This window comes from Streptomyces sp. NPDC043878 (assembly GCF_056435735.1).
This window is the reverse complement of sequence record NZ_JBWKDW010000011.1, coordinates 114,086-129,989: the sequence shown is the minus strand read 5'-3', so window position 1 is coordinate 129,989 and position 15,904 is coordinate 114,086. Positions and strand designations below refer to the sequence as shown.

The 15,904-nt window shown below is 72.5% G+C and carries 13 protein-coding genes and 1 pseudogene; 4 read left to right on the top strand and 10 right to left on the bottom strand.

From position 1 onward, the window contains the following. Positions 1-357 precede the first annotated feature (357 nt). Both AC07AZ_RS17370 and AC07AZ_RS17365 read right to left on the bottom strand, forming a co-directional pair. Positions 358-1,926 carry a hypothetical protein gene (locus AC07AZ_RS17370; RefSeq protein ID WP_478848495.1) on the bottom strand — a complete coding sequence of 523 codons (1,569 nt, stop codon included), beginning with the start codon at positions 1,924-1,926 and terminating at the stop codon, positions 358-360. A gap of 153 nt (positions 1,927-2,079) precedes the next feature. Continuing rightward, positions 2,080-3,405 carry a PP2C family protein-serine/threonine phosphatase gene (locus tag AC07AZ_RS17365; RefSeq protein ID WP_478848493.1) on the bottom strand — a complete coding sequence of 442 codons (1,326 nt, stop codon included), beginning with the start codon at positions 3,403-3,405 and terminating at the stop codon, positions 2,080-2,082. A 166-nt stretch (positions 3,406-3,571) separates the two neighbouring features. Between AC07AZ_RS17365 and AC07AZ_RS17360 the strand changes: the two genes are divergently transcribed. Beyond that, positions 3,572-4,384: an SAM-dependent methyltransferase gene (locus AC07AZ_RS17360; RefSeq protein WP_478848491.1), complete on the top strand. Its 813-nt coding sequence runs from the start codon at positions 3,572-3,574 to the stop codon at positions 4,382-4,384. Between the two features lie 216 nt (positions 4,385-4,600). Here AC07AZ_RS17360 and AC07AZ_RS17355 read toward each other — a convergent pair whose 3' ends face one another. Next, positions 4,601-5,047, bottom strand: a complete 447-nt coding sequence (locus tag AC07AZ_RS17355; RefSeq protein ID WP_478848489.1) for an SRPBCC family protein — start codon at positions 5,045-5,047, stop codon at positions 4,601-4,603. A gap of 682 nt (positions 5,048-5,729) precedes the next feature. Here AC07AZ_RS17355 and AC07AZ_RS17350 point away from each other — a divergent pair. Next, on the top strand, positions 5,730-6,911 hold the full coding sequence (locus tag AC07AZ_RS17350) for a PP2C family protein-serine/threonine phosphatase (RefSeq protein WP_478848487.1): 1,182 nt from the start codon (positions 5,730-5,732) through the stop codon (positions 6,909-6,911). A 160-nt stretch (positions 6,912-7,071) separates the two neighbouring features. Beyond that, the gene (locus tag AC07AZ_RS17345; protein ID WP_478848485.1) at positions 7,072-8,343 is read left to right on the top strand and encodes an MFS transporter; all 1,272 of its coding nucleotides are present in this window, start codon (positions 7,072-7,074) and stop codon (positions 8,341-8,343) included. A 27-nt stretch (positions 8,344-8,370) separates the two neighbouring features. Here the strand turns inward: AC07AZ_RS17345 and AC07AZ_RS17340 are convergent, their stop codons facing one another. The 4 genes from AC07AZ_RS17340 to AC07AZ_RS17325 form a co-directional block, all read right to left on the bottom strand. Then, entirely contained in the window at positions 8,371-9,645 is a 1,275-nt protein-coding gene (locus tag AC07AZ_RS17340; protein ID WP_478848483.1) for an alginate lyase family protein, read from the bottom strand. A 173-nt stretch (positions 9,646-9,818) separates the two neighbouring features. Further along, positions 9,819-11,519 carry a glycosyl hydrolase family 28-related protein gene (locus AC07AZ_RS17335; RefSeq protein ID WP_478848481.1) on the bottom strand — a complete coding sequence of 567 codons (1,701 nt, stop codon included), beginning with the start codon at positions 11,517-11,519 and terminating at the stop codon, positions 9,819-9,821. A gap of 533 nt (positions 11,520-12,052) precedes the next feature. Then, positions 12,053-12,292, bottom strand: coding sequence for a hypothetical protein (locus AC07AZ_RS17330; RefSeq protein WP_478848479.1), 240 nt, complete (start codon positions 12,290-12,292; stop codon positions 12,053-12,055). A gap of 79 nt (positions 12,293-12,371) precedes the next feature. Continuing rightward, on the bottom strand, positions 12,372-13,148 hold the full coding sequence (locus tag AC07AZ_RS17325) for a polysaccharide lyase family 7 protein (protein ID WP_478848694.1): 777 nt from the start codon (positions 13,146-13,148) through the stop codon (positions 12,372-12,374). A gap of 77 nt (positions 13,149-13,225) precedes the next feature. Between AC07AZ_RS17325 and AC07AZ_RS17320 the strand changes: the two are divergent. Further along, positions 13,226-13,769, top strand: a pseudogene (locus AC07AZ_RS17320) (YceI family protein). A gap of 48 nt (positions 13,770-13,817) precedes the next feature. On the opposite strand, the gene AC07AZ_RS17315 reads toward AC07AZ_RS17320, so the two are convergent. From AC07AZ_RS17315 to AC07AZ_RS17305, 3 genes are all read right to left on the bottom strand, one after another. Further along, on the bottom strand, positions 13,818-14,726 hold the full coding sequence (locus tag AC07AZ_RS17315; RefSeq protein ID WP_478848477.1) for a GlxA family transcriptional regulator: 909 nt from the start codon (positions 14,724-14,726) through the stop codon (positions 13,818-13,820). A gap of 10 nt (positions 14,727-14,736) precedes the next feature. Further along, positions 14,737-15,336, bottom strand: coding sequence for a cysteine hydrolase family protein (locus AC07AZ_RS17310; RefSeq protein ID WP_478848475.1), 600 nt, complete (start codon positions 15,334-15,336; stop codon positions 14,737-14,739). Between the two features lie 70 nt (positions 15,337-15,406). Next, positions 15,407-15,823, bottom strand: coding sequence for a DUF1330 domain-containing protein (locus AC07AZ_RS17305; RefSeq protein WP_478848473.1), 417 nt, complete (start codon positions 15,821-15,823; stop codon positions 15,407-15,409). Positions 15,824-15,904 lie beyond the last annotated feature (81 nt).

Below are 15,904 nucleotides of genomic sequence, written 5' to 3'. Positions count from 1 at the left end.
CGCCCTCCGACTGGGCCACCATGGTGCCTTCATCACGGATGAAGCAGTCGGCCGTGTCGAGCGTGACACGGCGGGCGTCCCCGCGGTCAGGGAAGCGGCACCGCGGCGCGGCGCCCCGGGATATCTCCGGGGCGCCGCATCCATGACGTGCGCCGCCCGGGATCCGCACCCATCCGTCGACCCGACGGCTCCGGATTACGGGCAGGGGATGCTGAGCGGCCTCCCCACGCCCGCCGTCCGGCCGCAGCAGGGACGCTCCGACCGGGCGACGGGCCCCTCTGCTCGGGCACGGACGACACCGGCCCGCCCCGCGCCCGGGTTGGAGCGCCGGGCGGGCCGGGTCCGGTGGGCGCTCGCTCAGAACCCCGATCCGAGGCGTTCGGTCGTGTACGCGCACTCGGTGTAGATGTAGCCGGGCGAGAGCTTCGCCGTGTCCGAGGCGGGCGTGGAGAGACTGTCGCTCTTCGGCTTGTGCAGGAAGTACGTGGTGCCGGCGGGCAGGCTGATCGTGCGCTGCGGATAGTTCCTGCCGCTGTCGTCGCACGGTTTGAAGCCGGGGCTGATGGTGCTGCTCCACGGGTACGTCTTGCAGCCGCCGCAGCCCTTGAGGGTGAAGCTGCCGGTCACGGGACCCGTGTAGAGGACGGTGACCTCGTCGGGGCTGTCGTTCTGGACCGTGACCGAGATGCCGCCGCCGGTGCTCGTCGTGGGCAGGTGCTTGCCCGCGGCCGGCACCGTCTGGGCGATCTCCGCCGCGATCGCGATCTTCTTCGCCCGGGCCGAGTTGCCGGCGTTCCTGTGGGCCGAGGCGTAGTCGGTCAGGGTCGTCTGCGCCGTCTTGAAGTCGCCGTCCTGGTACTGGTCGACACCGCACGCGTAGGCGCCCGCGTCGGCACTGTCGCTCGCCCGCTGGGTGTCCTTGGCGAGGGCGGCGACGATGTCCGCCTTGTCACCCGGCAGGGTCTCGATCTGGGAGCTGAGCCCGTGCAGCCGGTCGACCGCCGCGCAGGGGTCGTCGCCGCGCAGGTCCTTCTCCCCGCGGGTGACGGCGGAGCCCACGGCCGGCTCCACCTTCGCGGCCGGCCCGGACTCGGGGAAGGTGCTGAGCAGTTCACCGAACCGGGTCGTCCAGGTGGTCTCACCGGCGGTGAGTGCCTGCGCCCCGCACGTGTACAGCGAGGTGGCCAGACGGTCGTCGGGCCAGGTCTTGAGATCCCCGAGGTCCGTGCCGCGCAGCTTCGCCGGAACCGTGCGCAGGAAGGTCAGCGGGGGTATGGCCGCACAGTTGTCGCCCTGCCCGTAGGCGGCGCCGACCGTCGCGTAATAGGTCTTCATCCGGTCGGGCACCCGCTCGGCCGCGCGGGAGTCCGGGTGGTCGGCCAGCAGATCGCCGTACTCCGTCAGCGCCCTGCGGTAGTCGGCCTCGCCCGTGCTGAACGGCTTCTTCCCGGCCGCCGTCACCAGCCGGTCGGCGTGGTCGAGCCGGTCCAGGAGCATCCGCTGCACCGCTTCGTCACGGGCGCCGTCGTAGAGCACGGCTCCTCCTGCCGGTACGAGGAGCAGGACCAGGCCCAGGACGAGGGCCAGGGGCGCCTGTCCCGGCCACAGCAGAGGTGTGCGCAGGCCGACGCTCGCGCCGTGCGCCGCCACTCCGGCGAGGAACAGGCCGTACAGGACGAGGGCGAACACGGAGACGCCGTTCGCGTCGGCCGGCAGCGCCGCCAGCAGCAGGGCGGCGGTGGCCACCCAGCACAGCGCCATGAGGAGCGGTCGGCGCACGAGGGCGTAGCCCAGGCCGAGACCGCTCAGGTTGAGGACCGCGACCGCGACGGCGCGCGCTCCGTCGGCCGGGGCCGGCGGCGGTGCCGACGGCATGGGTGGGACGGTGAAACCCTGGTTGTGCATGCCGAACTGATCACCGGTCATGGCGGCCTCCCCCGTCAAAAGCGCCCGCACACATGTGAGTTGACAGTGTACGGGCGAAATGGCAGTACAGAAAGGGATATTGGCACCCGGTCGCCGGTCGCCGGTCGCCGGTCGCCGCCCGGGCGGCGGAGCGGATCGCCGGGTGGCGGGCGTTCAGTCCTTCAGGGGGGTCAACTCGGCCAGCAGGAGGGTGCGGTCGTCCGCGACACCGGTGCCGTCGGCGGCGGGGGCGAGCAGCCGCTGGGAGAGGGCGCGCAGCCGGTCCTCGGTGCCGTCGGCGGGGTCGGTGCTGCCCGCGTCGAGGGCCCGCGCGAGCTGTGCGATGCCCTGGTCGATGTCGGCGTGGCGGGTTTCGACCAGACCGTCGCTGTAGAGAAGGAGCAGCGTCGGCTCGGTCACGTCCAGCACGGTGGGCTCGTAGGTGCCCGTGCAGATGCCGAGGGGCAGGCCGGCGCTGGTGAGGGTGACCGGGGCGCTGCGTCCGTCCGAGCCGCGGATCAGCGGGGGAGGGTGACCCGCGCCGACGAGGGTGCACGTGCGTTCTTTCGGGTCCCACTCGGCGTACATGCAGGTGGCGAAGGACGCCCCCGGCGTGTCGCAGGCGAGGGCGTCGAGCCGGTGCATGAGCTCGGTCGGCGGGATGTCGAGCCCGGCCAGCGTCCGGACGGCCGTACGGAGCTGGATCATGGCCACGGCCGAGGCGGGGCCGTGCCCCATGGCGTCCCCGACCACCAGGCTGACCTGGCCGCCCGGCCGCCGCAGGACGTCGAACCAGTCACCGCCGACGATGTTGTCCTGTCCGGCGGGAAGGTAGCCGTGGGCGATCTGGCAGCCCGGGAACGTCCGTGCCGTGTCGGGGAAGAGGGTGTTGCGGATGGCGAGCGCCATGCGCCGTTCGCGTTCGTAGCGGCGGGCGTTGTCCAGGGCCACGCAGGCCCGCGCGGCCAGGGACTCCACCGCGACGGCCTCCCCGATCACGAAGGGCGCCTTGTCCGGGCCACGGGTGCAGGCGATGAACCCGACGGCCGTGCCCCGCAGTTGTAGGGGCACGACGAGGAAGGACGCGCTGTCCAACAGGTCGTGTATACGGGCGTCGCCCGGCCCGGACGCGCTCAGCCGCTCGGAGGTGTGGGAGTCGACCGCGTCGAGCAGTTGCGTCTGCCCGGTGGCGAGGGCGCGCGCGTACGGCGTCTCACGGGGGAAGACGACGACCTGGCCGACCGGCAGCAGCGGTTCCCAGTCCTCCTGCGCGTCCGCGCCCACGCGCAGCGCCAGACGGCGGGCCTCGATCTGCGGTGGGTCGGCGGTCGCGTAGGCGTTCTCCTCCAGGAGCCACCGCTCCAGCAGGTACACCGACGCCGCGTCGCAGAACCCGGGCGTCAGCGCGTGCACGACGTGCCTGCCGGTCAGGTGCAGGTCGAGTTCCGAGCCGATCACGTCGGCCGCGGGGGAGAAGGCGGGGCGGCGGCGCGCGGACACCGGGAAGGGCGCTTCATCGCCGGGGCTGGGCTGTTCGTACGGCAGGGTGGTGCCTTTCCGGGGTGGGGACCGGGTCCGGCCGCGGGTCGGAGGACGGCCTCGCCGCGCGTCTCGGGCAACTATATGATGTTGCGTCAAGACGGTTCGGGAGCAGGGGAGTTGTGTGTTGCCTGACAATGGGGGTCTTCCACCTGGCGCCGATCCGGACAAGGCGAGCGTCGCCCGGATGTACGACGCGATGCTGGGCGGACAGCACAATTTCGCCATAGACCGTGAGGCCGTCGCGGCGTTCACCGGCATCGATCCGCAGGTGCGTCCGCTGGCGCGCGCCAACCGCGCGTTCCTCGGGCGGGCCGTGCGCTTCCTCGTGGAGTCCGGGATACGGCAGTTCATAGACCTCGGCTCGGGCATCCCCACCCAGGGCAACGTCCACGAGGTGGCGCAGGCGGCCAGCCCGGGAGCCCGGGTGGTCTACGTGGACAACGACCCGGTGGCCGTGGCGCACAGCGCCGCCCTGCTCGCCGACAACCCGGACGCGGACATCGTCGACGCCGACATCCGCCGGCCCGCCGACGTCCTGTCCTCGCCTCAGGTGCGCAAACTCATCGACTTCGACCAGCCGGTCGCCGTACTGATGATCACGATCCTGCACTTCGTGGCGCCCGAGGAGGATCCGTCCGGCATCGTGGCCAGCTTCCGGGACGCGCTTCCCGAGGGCAGCTGGCTGGCGCTCACGCACGCGACGGACCAGGACCGGCCGGACACCGCCGCCGCCGTGGGACAGCTGTACCGCTCCCGGGCCACGTCCCCGGTCACCGCCCGCTCGCACGACGAGATCCTGGGCCTCTTCGACGGCTTCGACCTGGTCGAACCGGGCCTGGTGTACGTGCCGTTGTGGCGCCCGGGCCCCGACGACGTGGTCCCGGAGGACCCGTCGCAGTACTGGGTCTACGCGGGCGTGGGCCGCAAGCGGGCATAGGAGCGGTAATCCTGCCGCGAGCGGGGACGGAAGCGGTGGCCCGACCATGGGCAGGGCTGCGAACGGCGGTACCTCCGCGAGCAGGGAGGGAAGCCGCCCGGCCGCATGGCGGGCCGGTAGCGTTCCGGCCGTCTCCGCGTGCCGGGTACGGCCGGCGTCGCCCTGGAGGCCCCCGGAGCAGGCCGGATCCGGTTCCGGTTCGGATTCCGGATCAGGTCAGGACGCCTCGACGGCCGTCTTGATCCGCTGCCCGAAGGCGTCCGCGTCCTTGCGTGCCGCGCCCAGGGCGAAGCCCACGAGCAGCTTGCCGATGCCGTGGCCTTCGAGAATGTTGAAGATCCGCACACTGGTCGAGCCCGCGCCGGTGGCTTCGAGGTCGTAGCCGCCCTCGTCGGCCGTCACGACGTTCTTCGAGATCTCCGTCCAGCGGATGCGGTGCGGCGCCTCGAACTCGGTGATCCGGAACTTCCGGCCAGACTTCATGCCGGCGTCCTTGACCGTGCTGGTGAACACCGTGCCCACGGCGGTCGGGCCCTCCGGGGTCTTCGAGATCTCCTGGACCCTGGGGCTGAACTTGGGGTCGTTCGTCCCGGCGGCGAGGAAGGCGAAGACCTCCTCGACGGGGCGGTTGATCTCGGTCCTCGCCTCGAACTGACCGGCCACGGGTTCCTCCTGCTGGTGCGATCGATGGGGCTCCGGGTGCGGGTACACGAGACTGCCGAGCGTCTTCAGACTATCGGCCGGGCCCCGCCCGCGCCCCCGCAAGCCGGCAGCCCGGAACCACCCCGCGGCGGGTGCCCCGCGACGGCGGCTCACCGTCGTGCCGAGTGGCGCCATGGGCCGGTCGACCGCTGTGGCCGAGTGGCGCCATGGGCCGGTCGACCGCTGTGGCCGAGTGGCGCCATGGGTCGGTCGCGGCCGAGCGGCCGACATGGCGGGCCTGGGACCGTACCGTCCGGATATGCCCACGCGTCGCACGCGCGGGAGGCAGCCGCCACAGGCGGGGATCGCGCCTCCGTCGGCGAGAGCGCCTCCGGCGTCGACGCCCCCGTCGTCGGCGTGAACCTGGTTTCAGCGCGGGGGCCAGGTGGCCTGATCGCGAGTGTCTGAACGAGGCCGTGATGTGTTCGTTCCGGATCGGTCCTGACCGCCTGCACCCGGCGCGCGAGACGGAACAAGTGCCCCTTTCAGTAGAATTGCGCGGTCGCATCGTGCCGGGGCGCGCCCCGGCCTGACGCGCCGGAGCCGCCCGGCACGCAACCCGTTTCGGCCAGGCACCTCGAATTCGTTGGGTGATGTCAAGGAATCACGGGGAAGAAGTGGCGACGAGGGAGAGGAGGTTGCCGTGGAGGGTGGAGATCTGGAACTGGGTGAGCTTCTGGCCGCCGCGGAGGCGGCCCCGCCCGGGGAGTCCGTTGACGTCGTCGCACGCGACCTGCGCAAGCGGTTCGGGGCGGAGCGCGTGTCGTTCCTGTTCGTCGACCTCATCGGCGAGCGTCTGGTGCGGCTTGCCGCGGCGGTCGAGGGGGGCACGGACACGGGCGCCCGGCGGATCGCCCTCCAGGGCAGTGTCTACGACGAGGTTCTGCGCAGCCAACGCCAGCACGTGGAACCGGACGGGAGGGGCGGGCGGCGCGTCATCACGCCGGTCAGCAACCGGGGCGACTGCCTCGGCCTGCTGGAGGTCGCCCTGCAGTCCGCCGATGACACCGTGCTGCGGCAGGTCGCCGAGGCGGCCCACGCGCTGGCCTACATCATCGTCACCGACCGTCGCTTCACCGACCTGTACCACCTGGGCCGACGCACCACGAAGACGAGCCTGGCCGCCGAGATCCAGCACCAGTTGCTGCCCTCGGCCCCCTGCTGCGAGGCCCCCCAGTTCACCCTCGCCGCGGGCCTGGTCCCGGCCGACGACATCGGCGGCGACACGTACGACTACACGCTCGACCGCGACATGCTGCACCTGTCCATCACCGACGCCATGGGCCACGACACCAACTCGGCGCTGCTGGCGACGCTGCTGGTCGGCGCGTTGCGCGGAGCCCGACGTACCGGCTGCGACGCTCTCGCACAGGCCCACCGCGCGCATGAGGCGCTGCTGACCCACGGCCGTGGCCTCGCCACGGGACAACTGCTGTGCGTCGCGCTCGACTCGGGCGTGTGCGAGCTGGTCAACGCGGGCCACCCCTGGCCCCTGCGGCTGCGCGACGGCGTCGTGGAAGAGGTCAAGCTCGGCGTCAACCTGCCGTTCGGCGTGGCGGGGCCCACCTCCTTCCGCGTGCAGGAGCTGCAGCTGCTGCCCGGGGACCGCCTGATCTTCCTCACGGACGGCATGCAGGAGCGCGGCGCCGGAGCGGTCGACCTGGCCACGCTGATCCACGAGACCCGCGCCGAGCATCCGAGGGAAGCCGTCCGCGGGCTGACCACCGCGGTTCTGGAAGCCTGCCAGGGCGACCTCAAGGACGACGCCACCGTCATGGTGCTGGACTGGCACGGGCCCCAGGAAACCGATCCTTCCGGCACCTGATCGCAGGGCTTGGACCGGGACGCCCCACCGCATCCGCCGCACCTCCCCGCCCCCCACCGCATCCGGCACCTTCCGGACGCGCCGTCGGTTCCGCACGGCGGCCGCGCCGGCCGCGGGTCCCAGGGGCACGACCGCCGTCCGCAGGCCCGGCAGGAGAACCATGGCCGCCTCCACCGCCCCACGTTCCGTGCCGGCCGCCACGGCCGGTTACCTGGCCGTCGCCGTCCCGGCACGGCTGGCCGACGAGGGGGCGCGCATCGCCCTGGTCCTGCTCGCTCTGGACCGCACGCACAGTGCGGCTCTGGGCGGCCTGCTGGTCGCCGCGCTGATGATCCCGCATGTGGCGGCCGCTCCCGTGGCCGGGGCGCTCGCCGACCACGTGCGGCGGCGCGGGCTCTTCCACGGCCTGGGCCTCGCCGCCTACGGCACCGGTCTGGCCGCCACCGCCTGGACCGTCGGCCGCCTGCCCACCGCCTGCGTGCTCCTCCTGATCGCCGCGACGGGCTGCTGCGCCCCCCTCCTCACGGGCGGGCTCACCAGCCTGCTGACCGAACTGGTGCCCGCGCACGCCCTGGGCCGGATCTTCAGCATCGACTCCGCCACCTACAACCTGGCCGGTGTCTGCGGTCCCGCCCTGGCCGCCGCGCTCGCCACCCTGACAGGCCCCGGTGCGGCGCTGCTCGCCCTCGGTGCGGCGGCCGTGCTGAGCGGGCTCGCCGTGGCCCTGCTGCGGCTGCCCCCGCGCGGCGCCACCGGCCCGGCGGGGCCACAGCTGAAGCCCTCCGTACTGGCCGCCGGCGCCCGGGAACTGCTCGGCAACCCACCACTGAGGTCCGTGACCTGGGCCAGCAGCATCGGCCAGGCGGGCATCGGAGCACTGCCCGTGATCGCGGCGCTGCTGGCGGCGGAGCGCCACACGGGCTGGGCGGCGGGCGGGCTGATGACCGCCTTCGCCGCCGGTGCGATGGCCGGCTCACTGACGTACGCCGTCCGGCCGTGGACCCGTACCCGCCCCGAGCGCGTCGTCCTGCTGTGCCTGCTCCTGACGGGGGTGCCGCTGGTGCCGGCCGCCATCGCGCCCGGAGTCCTCGCCCCCGCCGGCCTGTTCGCCCTGGCCGGCTGGTGCACCGGCCCCCTGTTCAGCTGCCTGCTGGCCGCGCGGGAGCGGTACGCGCCCCCCGGGCTGCGGACCCAGATCTTCACCCTGGGCGCCGGTCTCAAGAGCACGGCCGCCGCCGCGGGGGCCGCCACCGCAGGTGCGGCCGGGCACCTGGGGGCGGCGCCGCTGCTCCTGTCGGTCGCCGCGATCCAGGCACTGGCCGCGCTCGCCGGGGCGGCGCTGCTCCGGCACGGCACACCCCGCCGCCCCCGGCCGGCACCCACCGACACCGAGCGCGAGGCGGCCCACGCCTCCGACGACGGACCCTCCTGAGCCGCTCCCCCGGTCGGGGCGTGGGGGTCATCCCGCGATGGAGTCCAGTTGTTCCGCCGCCGGGCGCAGGGCCCACAGGTCGCCGCCCGGGGGTTCCTCCAGCAGGGGTACGGCCTTACGCGCCCTGGTGTCTCCCGCGTCGGCGGCCGCGTGGACGACGTCGGAGGCGGCGTAGCGGCGGAACTCGAGTTCCGGGTGCGGCCAGGCGGCGGCGCCGGTCGCGGCGGGCAGCAGGTAGTCCACCGCCGCGAACAGGCTCTGGCCGTCCAGGCCGTGGTACTTCCACAGGTTCACGCCGACGTGCCGGCCGACGGCCGCGAGCCGGGTGTAGGCGACCAGGTCGAAGGCCGAGTAGTGCCAGCTGCGGGTGCGGGCCAGTTCCTGGGGCTGGCTGCCGTCCGCTGCGATCTGCGGCGCGAGGCGCCTGCTGCGGGCGTCCAGGACCGTGCGGCGGGCCAGGTCCTCGTCGCCCGTCGCGTAGGCGAGGGCGGCGAGCTGCATGTCGTAGAACGTGCCGTGGTTGTTGGCGGCGGCGTCCTCCTGCCGGCCGAAGTCGCTGTTCCGGAGCCAGCCGAGGAAGTCGGAGTTCCACTTCGCCATGCCGGAGCGGTCCGCCTTCGTCCAGCCGGCGGCGCCGGTGTTCAGGACGGCGAGTGCGTCCAGGACGCTGGTGTACGACTGGGAGAAGTCGATGACGCCGATGGCGCGGCCGTCGTACTTGCAGGGGATGAACTGCGCGTGGTCGAGGTTCGGGTTCATCCGCGTGGCCGGGGCGAGGAACCAGGTGCGCAGGATCTGCCCGGCCTTCACGGCGTAGCGCTTGTCGCCCGTGTAGTACCAGGCGAGGGAGAGGTCGTAGGTGGAGTCGAAGACCTTCTCGACGTCCTGCCGGTCGGTGCCGGTGTCGACCTCGGGGTTGCGCTGACCGTCGCGCTGCACGTAGGGGCAGCCCCAGGGGTTGTCGGCGGTCGGCGGCCGGGAGGGCCACCAGTACGGGGCCTGGCTGAGGTACTCGTGGACGTCGCCGCCGGGCGCCGGCTTCGGCTTGTCCACGACGGTCCACGGGCCCTGGTCCAGCCACGCGTCAGCGCGGTTCGTCAACGCCCGGGCGGCCTCTCGCAGTTGGCGGTCTCCGTGATCCAGGCGGATCTTCGCCTGTTGCAGGCGGGTGCCGTCGAGGACGGCGGTGTGCGGGACTTTGGGCGCGGAGCGTGCCGTCTGCGCCGAGGCGGCGGGTACGGCTCCCGCCGTGAGGGCGATCAGCGCCGCCAGCAGGACGCCGAGACGGGGACGAGCACTCATCGGTCAACTCCGATCAGGTAGGTGCCGCGCGCGGCCCGCGCGGCGGCCTGGACAGCGCTCCAGGCGAGCGCGGGCGGCCCACCCGTTCACCGGGCAGGCGGGCGGGCGCGCAGGCAAGGCAGGCAAGGCAAGGCAGGTGTGCGGGGCAGGCCGATGGCCGGTCGGCGGGTGGACTAGTGCCGCAGTGCGCGCTGGGCCTCGTGCAGGTTGCGCGGCCGTACGGCGTCGGGCCTGCCGTACAGCTCCAGGCGCGTGTGCAGGTCGCCCGTGAAGTCGGGGACGTCGATCTGGTCGAACTCCGTGACCTCGCTGACGCCGACGGTCGCGGAGTACGGCGCCAGGGCGTCGATCTTCATCAGGCCCGCCCGTCCGTTGGTCACCCGGATGTTCCAGTGCGTGAAGCGGGCGCCGAACAGGGGGCCCGCGCTGGCGTCACCGCCGTGGCGGCCGTTGTTGTTCACGGTGATGTCGGTGCGCACGTTGGCGAAGGGCAGGCCGCGGTGACTGTCGAAGGTGCCCATCCGCATGTCGCCCCGCGACCACACGTTGTACGAGGACAGCCCCTCGACGTTGATGCCGTGCAGCTGGGTGTTGGCCGGGGCGGGAGTGGTGCGCTCCTCGATCGTGAAGTCCTCGATGAGGTTGTCGTGGGAGCCCTCGCGGCAGAAGTAGGGGTGGTGGGAGCCGCGTCCGGCGACCCGGGTCCCGCGCAGGGTGCAGGCGGACGCGGCCACCAGGCCGAAGCCGTTGTCGACATGGCGGACGGTGACGTCGTCCACCCAGCAGTCGTAGGCGCACTGCAGGACGACCCCGTTGTACCCCTTGTCGAGCAGGTGCTGCTGCTGCGGTGTCTCGACGGCCTCCAGGGTCAGGCCCTCGACGCCCGAGCCCGTCAGCTCCGGCACGTGGGTGGTGAACTGCGGGTTCCATTCCGGGCGTACGTCGAGGGGGAGGGGGCGCTCCAGCGTGACCGTCCGGCCGTGGACCCGGGCGATGCGGACAGGCCACTCGTAGGGCACGTAGGAGGTCAGCTTCGTCTTGTCGTCCCAGGAGTACGCCTCGGGGCCAGGCCCGCCGCCCGCCATGTGCTCCAGCAGGGTGTGACCGGCGTCGTCGGCCAGCCGCAGGAGGACGAGCGCGCCGGAGCGCAGCGCGTCGGGCCGTTCGACCGTCACCGTGCGGGAGCCCTGACGGGCGGGGCCGACGGCGGTCAGCGACCGCCATTCGTCGCGCCGGTTGCCCGTCCAGCCCTCGAACGGCCACGCCTTGGCCCGGATCGCGGCGACCAGGGAGTTCCAGCGGGCCTCGGGCGCCAGCCAGATGAGGCCGCCCGCCCAGGACCAGGACGACTTGTCGCCACCGTAGCGGGAGCCGTAGACGCCGATCAGTTCGGTGAGGTCGCGCGTCGCGTACAGCCGGGTGCGGCCACTGCCGGCGCCGCGCACGACGACGTTCGAACGGCCGACGCGGATGACGTCGTCGACGCGGAAGGTGCCCGGCGGGATGGTGACCGTGCCACCGCCGGCCTGTCCGGCGGCGGCGATGGCACGGTTGATCGCGGGGGCGGAGTCGGTGGCGGCGTCCGCCGAGGCGCCGAAGGCGCGGACGTCGAACACGCGGGGGTGGCGGGGGAAGCACGCCGCCCCGCCCCGGTAGCCCGCTCGGCCGACATGGGGGATCTGCGGGTGGGTATAGGGCGTGCGGGTGAACTCCCGCCAGAGTCGCGGGACTTCGCCGCGGGGGGTGGGTGCTGCGGCTGCCGTGCCGGTGCCGGTCACGACGCCGGCCGCGACGGTCACGGCACTGCCCAGCAGCGTTCGTCGCGTGATGCCGGTGTGCCTGTCTCCGCTCTCGTTGGGGTGTAGCTCGCTCAAGACCGTCCGCCCTTCGATTCATGTACATGAACAATGTCTATGAATCTGTCGGCCGTGAGCATGCCATGTCTTCCCTCGGGCGGAAAGAGGTGTGCACGGCGGAACCTGACGGCGAACTCCAGGGGGTCGGCTCCTTGACGGTCTGACGCCTCTGCCTGCATCGTTGTCCGCTGATCGGTGGAAGGGGGCCGGCCTCGCCGCAGCTGCCGGGGGCTGTGACGACGGCGCACTCGGTGCTAACTCCCGTAGGACCGATCTCGCAGTCGTTCAAGGTGATGATCACGGACCTCGGCCGGACAGAGGGGCGAGGCGCTCGGCGAGGCGGTGGACGCGGCAATGGGCGGGGACACCGGACCCTCACCCCCGCCTCCCATCCGGGTCGCCGACCGGATACCGCCCGCCTTCGGCGCCCAGGGCCTGGTCCTGTCCTCCGCCGACGAGGGACGCCTGAAGATCATCGGTCACCACGGCCACCCGCCCGACGTCGTGGAGCGCCTCGACGCCCTGTGGGTCGGTCCTCGTCCACGGGCCCGTCAGCTCGGATGCCCCGGTCGGTGCCCCGTCTGCGGGCCCCAGTCATCCGGTCCGACCCCGCGCCAGTCGATCCAGAGGGCCTCGGTCACCTCCGACGGGTCGATCTCCAGCCCCGCCCGCCGCAGGAACTCCGCCACGTCGACCACGCTGTGCGCCAGGCCGAGGATCTCGCCGTCCACCCGCACCCGCCGGCCACCCGTGGGCGACGGCGGGTGCACGATCACGCGAATCGCCGACATGCCTCAATGATCGTCCGAACCGACCGGGCCCGCACCCGGACCGAACGGCGGCACCCGGCGCCCCGCCTGCGGTGACGCGTCAGCCGTGCGAGACGTTCAGGCCGTAGAAGGCCACCCGCGCCCCCTTGGTGGTGCTGTCGGAGGACGACTGGTTGTAGGAGCCGGCCTTGAAGTACTGCTTGTAGGGGAAGAACGCCGACGGGATCGGGTAGTGCGTGGTGCTGCCGTTGACGGTCAGGTCGATGGTGTCGCCCCCGGAGACGGCGATGGTGTAGCTCCAGGTCTTGCCGACCGGCACGTGTCCGACGGTGTGCGTGGTCTGGCCGCCGGAGGGGGAGTTCTCGGTGCCGATGACGATGTCGCCGCTGGAGCGGTAGTAGAGCTCCATGAGCGGCTTGGTGGAGGAGCCGCCGGAGCCGAGGTGTATCTGTCCGACGCACACGTTGGAGGTGACCGAGACGACGCGCAGCGTGGCGCTCAGCTTGTGGCTGCCGCCCAGTGACCAGTCGGCCGCGCCACCGCCGCGGTTCATCTCCCTCAACTCGGAGCGGGCGTAGTTGGAGTTGGGGGTGGTGACGCCCTTCTCGGGCGCCCAGAAGGTCATCGCGCCGTCCCGGGTGTCGGTGTAGAAGTACGCGTCCTGGAAGCCGTTGGCTCCCTGGAGTCGGGCGGAGGAGATGGTGGTGGGCGAGCCGGGGGAGCCCACCGGTTCCTGCAACTGCCAGGTCGACAGGTCGAAGTTGCCGCCGGGTGCGACCTTCGGATCGGCCGCGCCCGCGCTGCCGGTGCCCAGGAGGGTCACCACGGTGACGACGCCCGCGAGGGTGGTCGCGGCCAGAGCCCTGGAACGGATCATGTTCACGTCCTCGGTGATGTGGGGGAAGGGAGAGGTGCGCTGCGGATTCACCGTCCGGGAGTTCATGAACGTGAACGATGGGCGCACCCGTGAACCCTGTTGTGGGCGGTGACGCTAAAAGTCTGAACCAATCTCGTCAAGGGGTCGCGCGTCGAAAGCGCGCGGGTCCGGTGCGCGGCGCGGTCGCGCGGACGCACCCCAGCCGCCTTTACTTCGACGGGCGCGACCCGGCCCGTTCCCGGGCCGAGATCGTGCTGTCCACGGCGAGCGTCGACACCGGCGTCGAACAGCGCGACGCCCACCTGGTCGGCCGGGACTTCCTGTACGCCGCCACCTACCAGCACCGCCGTCCAGATGGCGGGAAGCGACGTCTACCGGATGACCGGGGACCTCACCATCAAGGACGTCGCCCGGCCCGTCGTACTGGAGCTCACCTACACAGGTCACGTCGACGACCCCTTCGGCTACCAGCGGGTCGGTTTCGACGGTACGACGACGATCAACCGCTCCGACTGAGGACGGACGTACAACAGCCGGCTGGCCGAGGGCGGTGCCATGGTGAGCGAGAAGGTACGGCTCCAGTTCGACATCGCCGCCATCCGGACGGCGCCTGTCGGCTGACGGGGCCGGACGGCCGGCGGCGGTCCTGCGGCGGCGCGCCCGAGACCGTCACCAGGTGCGGGCGCGAAGGCGACGCAGCATGCGCGGGTCCTCGAAACCGACCGAGCGGGCGGCGGCGGCGACCGTCGTGCCGTGTCCGATGAGGTATTCGGCGCGCTCCAGCCGCAGGGTCTGCTGGTAGCGCAGCGGGGTGAGTCCGGTGGCGCCGGCGAAGAGACGGGTGAGGGTGCGCTCACTCACGCCGACGGCCGAGGCCAGCGCGGGCAGCGGCAGCGGCTGGTCGAAGCGGGCGTCGATCAGGTCCTGAGCGCGGTGCACGGTGTCGTCGAGGTGGGACCGGTGCCGGAGCATCGCGCTGGACTGCGGCTCGTCGCCGTTGCGCCGGGCGTAGACGACCATGTTCCGCGCGACCTGGGCCGCGACGGCCGGACCGTGCCGGGCCGCGACCAGGTGCAGGGCCAGGTCGATGCCGCTGGCGATGCCGGCCGAGGTGATCACCCGGTCGTCGCAGGTGAAGAGGACGTCGCGGACGACGGTCGCCGCCGGATGGCGCAGGGCCAGCGTGTCCTGCACCTCGTGGTGGGTGGTGCAGCGGCGGCCGTCGAGCAGGCCGGCCTGGCCGAGCGCCTCGGCTCCGGCGCACACGCTGGCCACCGTGCCGCCCCTGCCGTGATGGTCCCGCAGGACCCCGAGGGGAGCGCCGCCGATGGCCGGTACGTCGGTCAGGCCGCCCGTGCGCCAGCCCGGCACCACGATCAGGTCGTCGGCCGCCAGCTCGGGCCAGTCGAGTGCGGCGACCAACGGCAGACCCTGTGCGGTGGGGACCACCGGTTGCTCGGCGACGTAGGACAGCGTGTAGGGGTGCCCGAAGTCGGCGGCCGTGGAGAAGACCTGCGCGGGGCCGGCCAGGTCCAGCAGATGGACGCCGGGCACCAGGAAGAAGACGACGTGGCTCACGATCCGGTCATCATGCCCGACGCGCGGCCGAGGCTTCCAGTTCGCCGACCGTGGCGATGGTCGCGAAGCGTCCGGCGAGGGCGTACTCGGTACGCCTGATGATCTCCTCGGCCGACAGCGTGCGGGGGTCCGCCAGCAGTTCGGCGACGCTCAGGCCGGCGGGCGCGTCGCGGTGCGCGACGGGGTTGGTCGCGGTGGCGTCGACGACGAACGTGACCTCGTAGCCGAGGTCCGAGGCGACTCGGGTGGTGGTCTCCACGCACTGCTCGGTGCGGATGCCGCAGACGGTGAGCTCGCGGATGCCGCGTGCGGTCAGCAACTGCTGGAGGCTGGTGGTGGTGAAGGCGTTGTGCGAGGTCTTGTGGAGCAGGGGTTCCCCCTCCGCCCGGTGCAGCTCCTCCATCAGCCGGACGTGTCCCAGGGCGGGGTCGAAGACGTCGCCGCTGCCGGGCTCGGAGTGCAGCACCCACACCACCAGGTCCCCGGCCTCCCGGGCGAGCCGGACCAGACGGTCCACCCGGTCGGCGATCTTCGGGTCGGAGATGGTCGCCCACAGGGGGCGGGCGCGGAAGGACTCCTGGACATCGATGACGATCAGTGCTCGGGTCATGTCGCCCAGCCTGCCGCCTCTGCGGCGGGCGGCGACAGGCAGCATCGGGTCCGGCAGCGGACCGATCCGGTCAGGCCGGGGAAGCGCCGGACCCTTTTTGCGGCGCGCCGGCTCCTTCTCGCGGTGCGCGGCCCGACGGCACCTCGTCGGGCAGGCTCTCGCGCAGCGCCTGCGCGGTGGTCGAGGGGTCGTAGCCCTCGGGGACGCCCGCGACCAGGATGATGTCGCCGTCGATGTGCCGGGAACGCAGCGGGGCGATCCTCTGGTAGGCGGGGGAGTCCCACCAGTCCCGCGCCTGTGCGAGCGACGGGAAGCCGATCACGACGACATGGCCGGGCCAGGTGCCCTCCTTCACCTCGTGCCCGGCGCCGTGCACCAGGAAGCGGCCGCCGTGCGGCGCGAAGGTGGCGGTGATGCGGTCGATGTAGTCGGCGATCTCCCGGTGCGGGGTGGCCTCTCGCAGGTGAGCTATCGCGTAGGCGGTCATGGCGGTCCTTCCGGTCGGTCGGTCTCCCTACGCCGACGACTGTGGCACCGGGGCCCGCCGCCGGTCGATGACCCGAGAGGT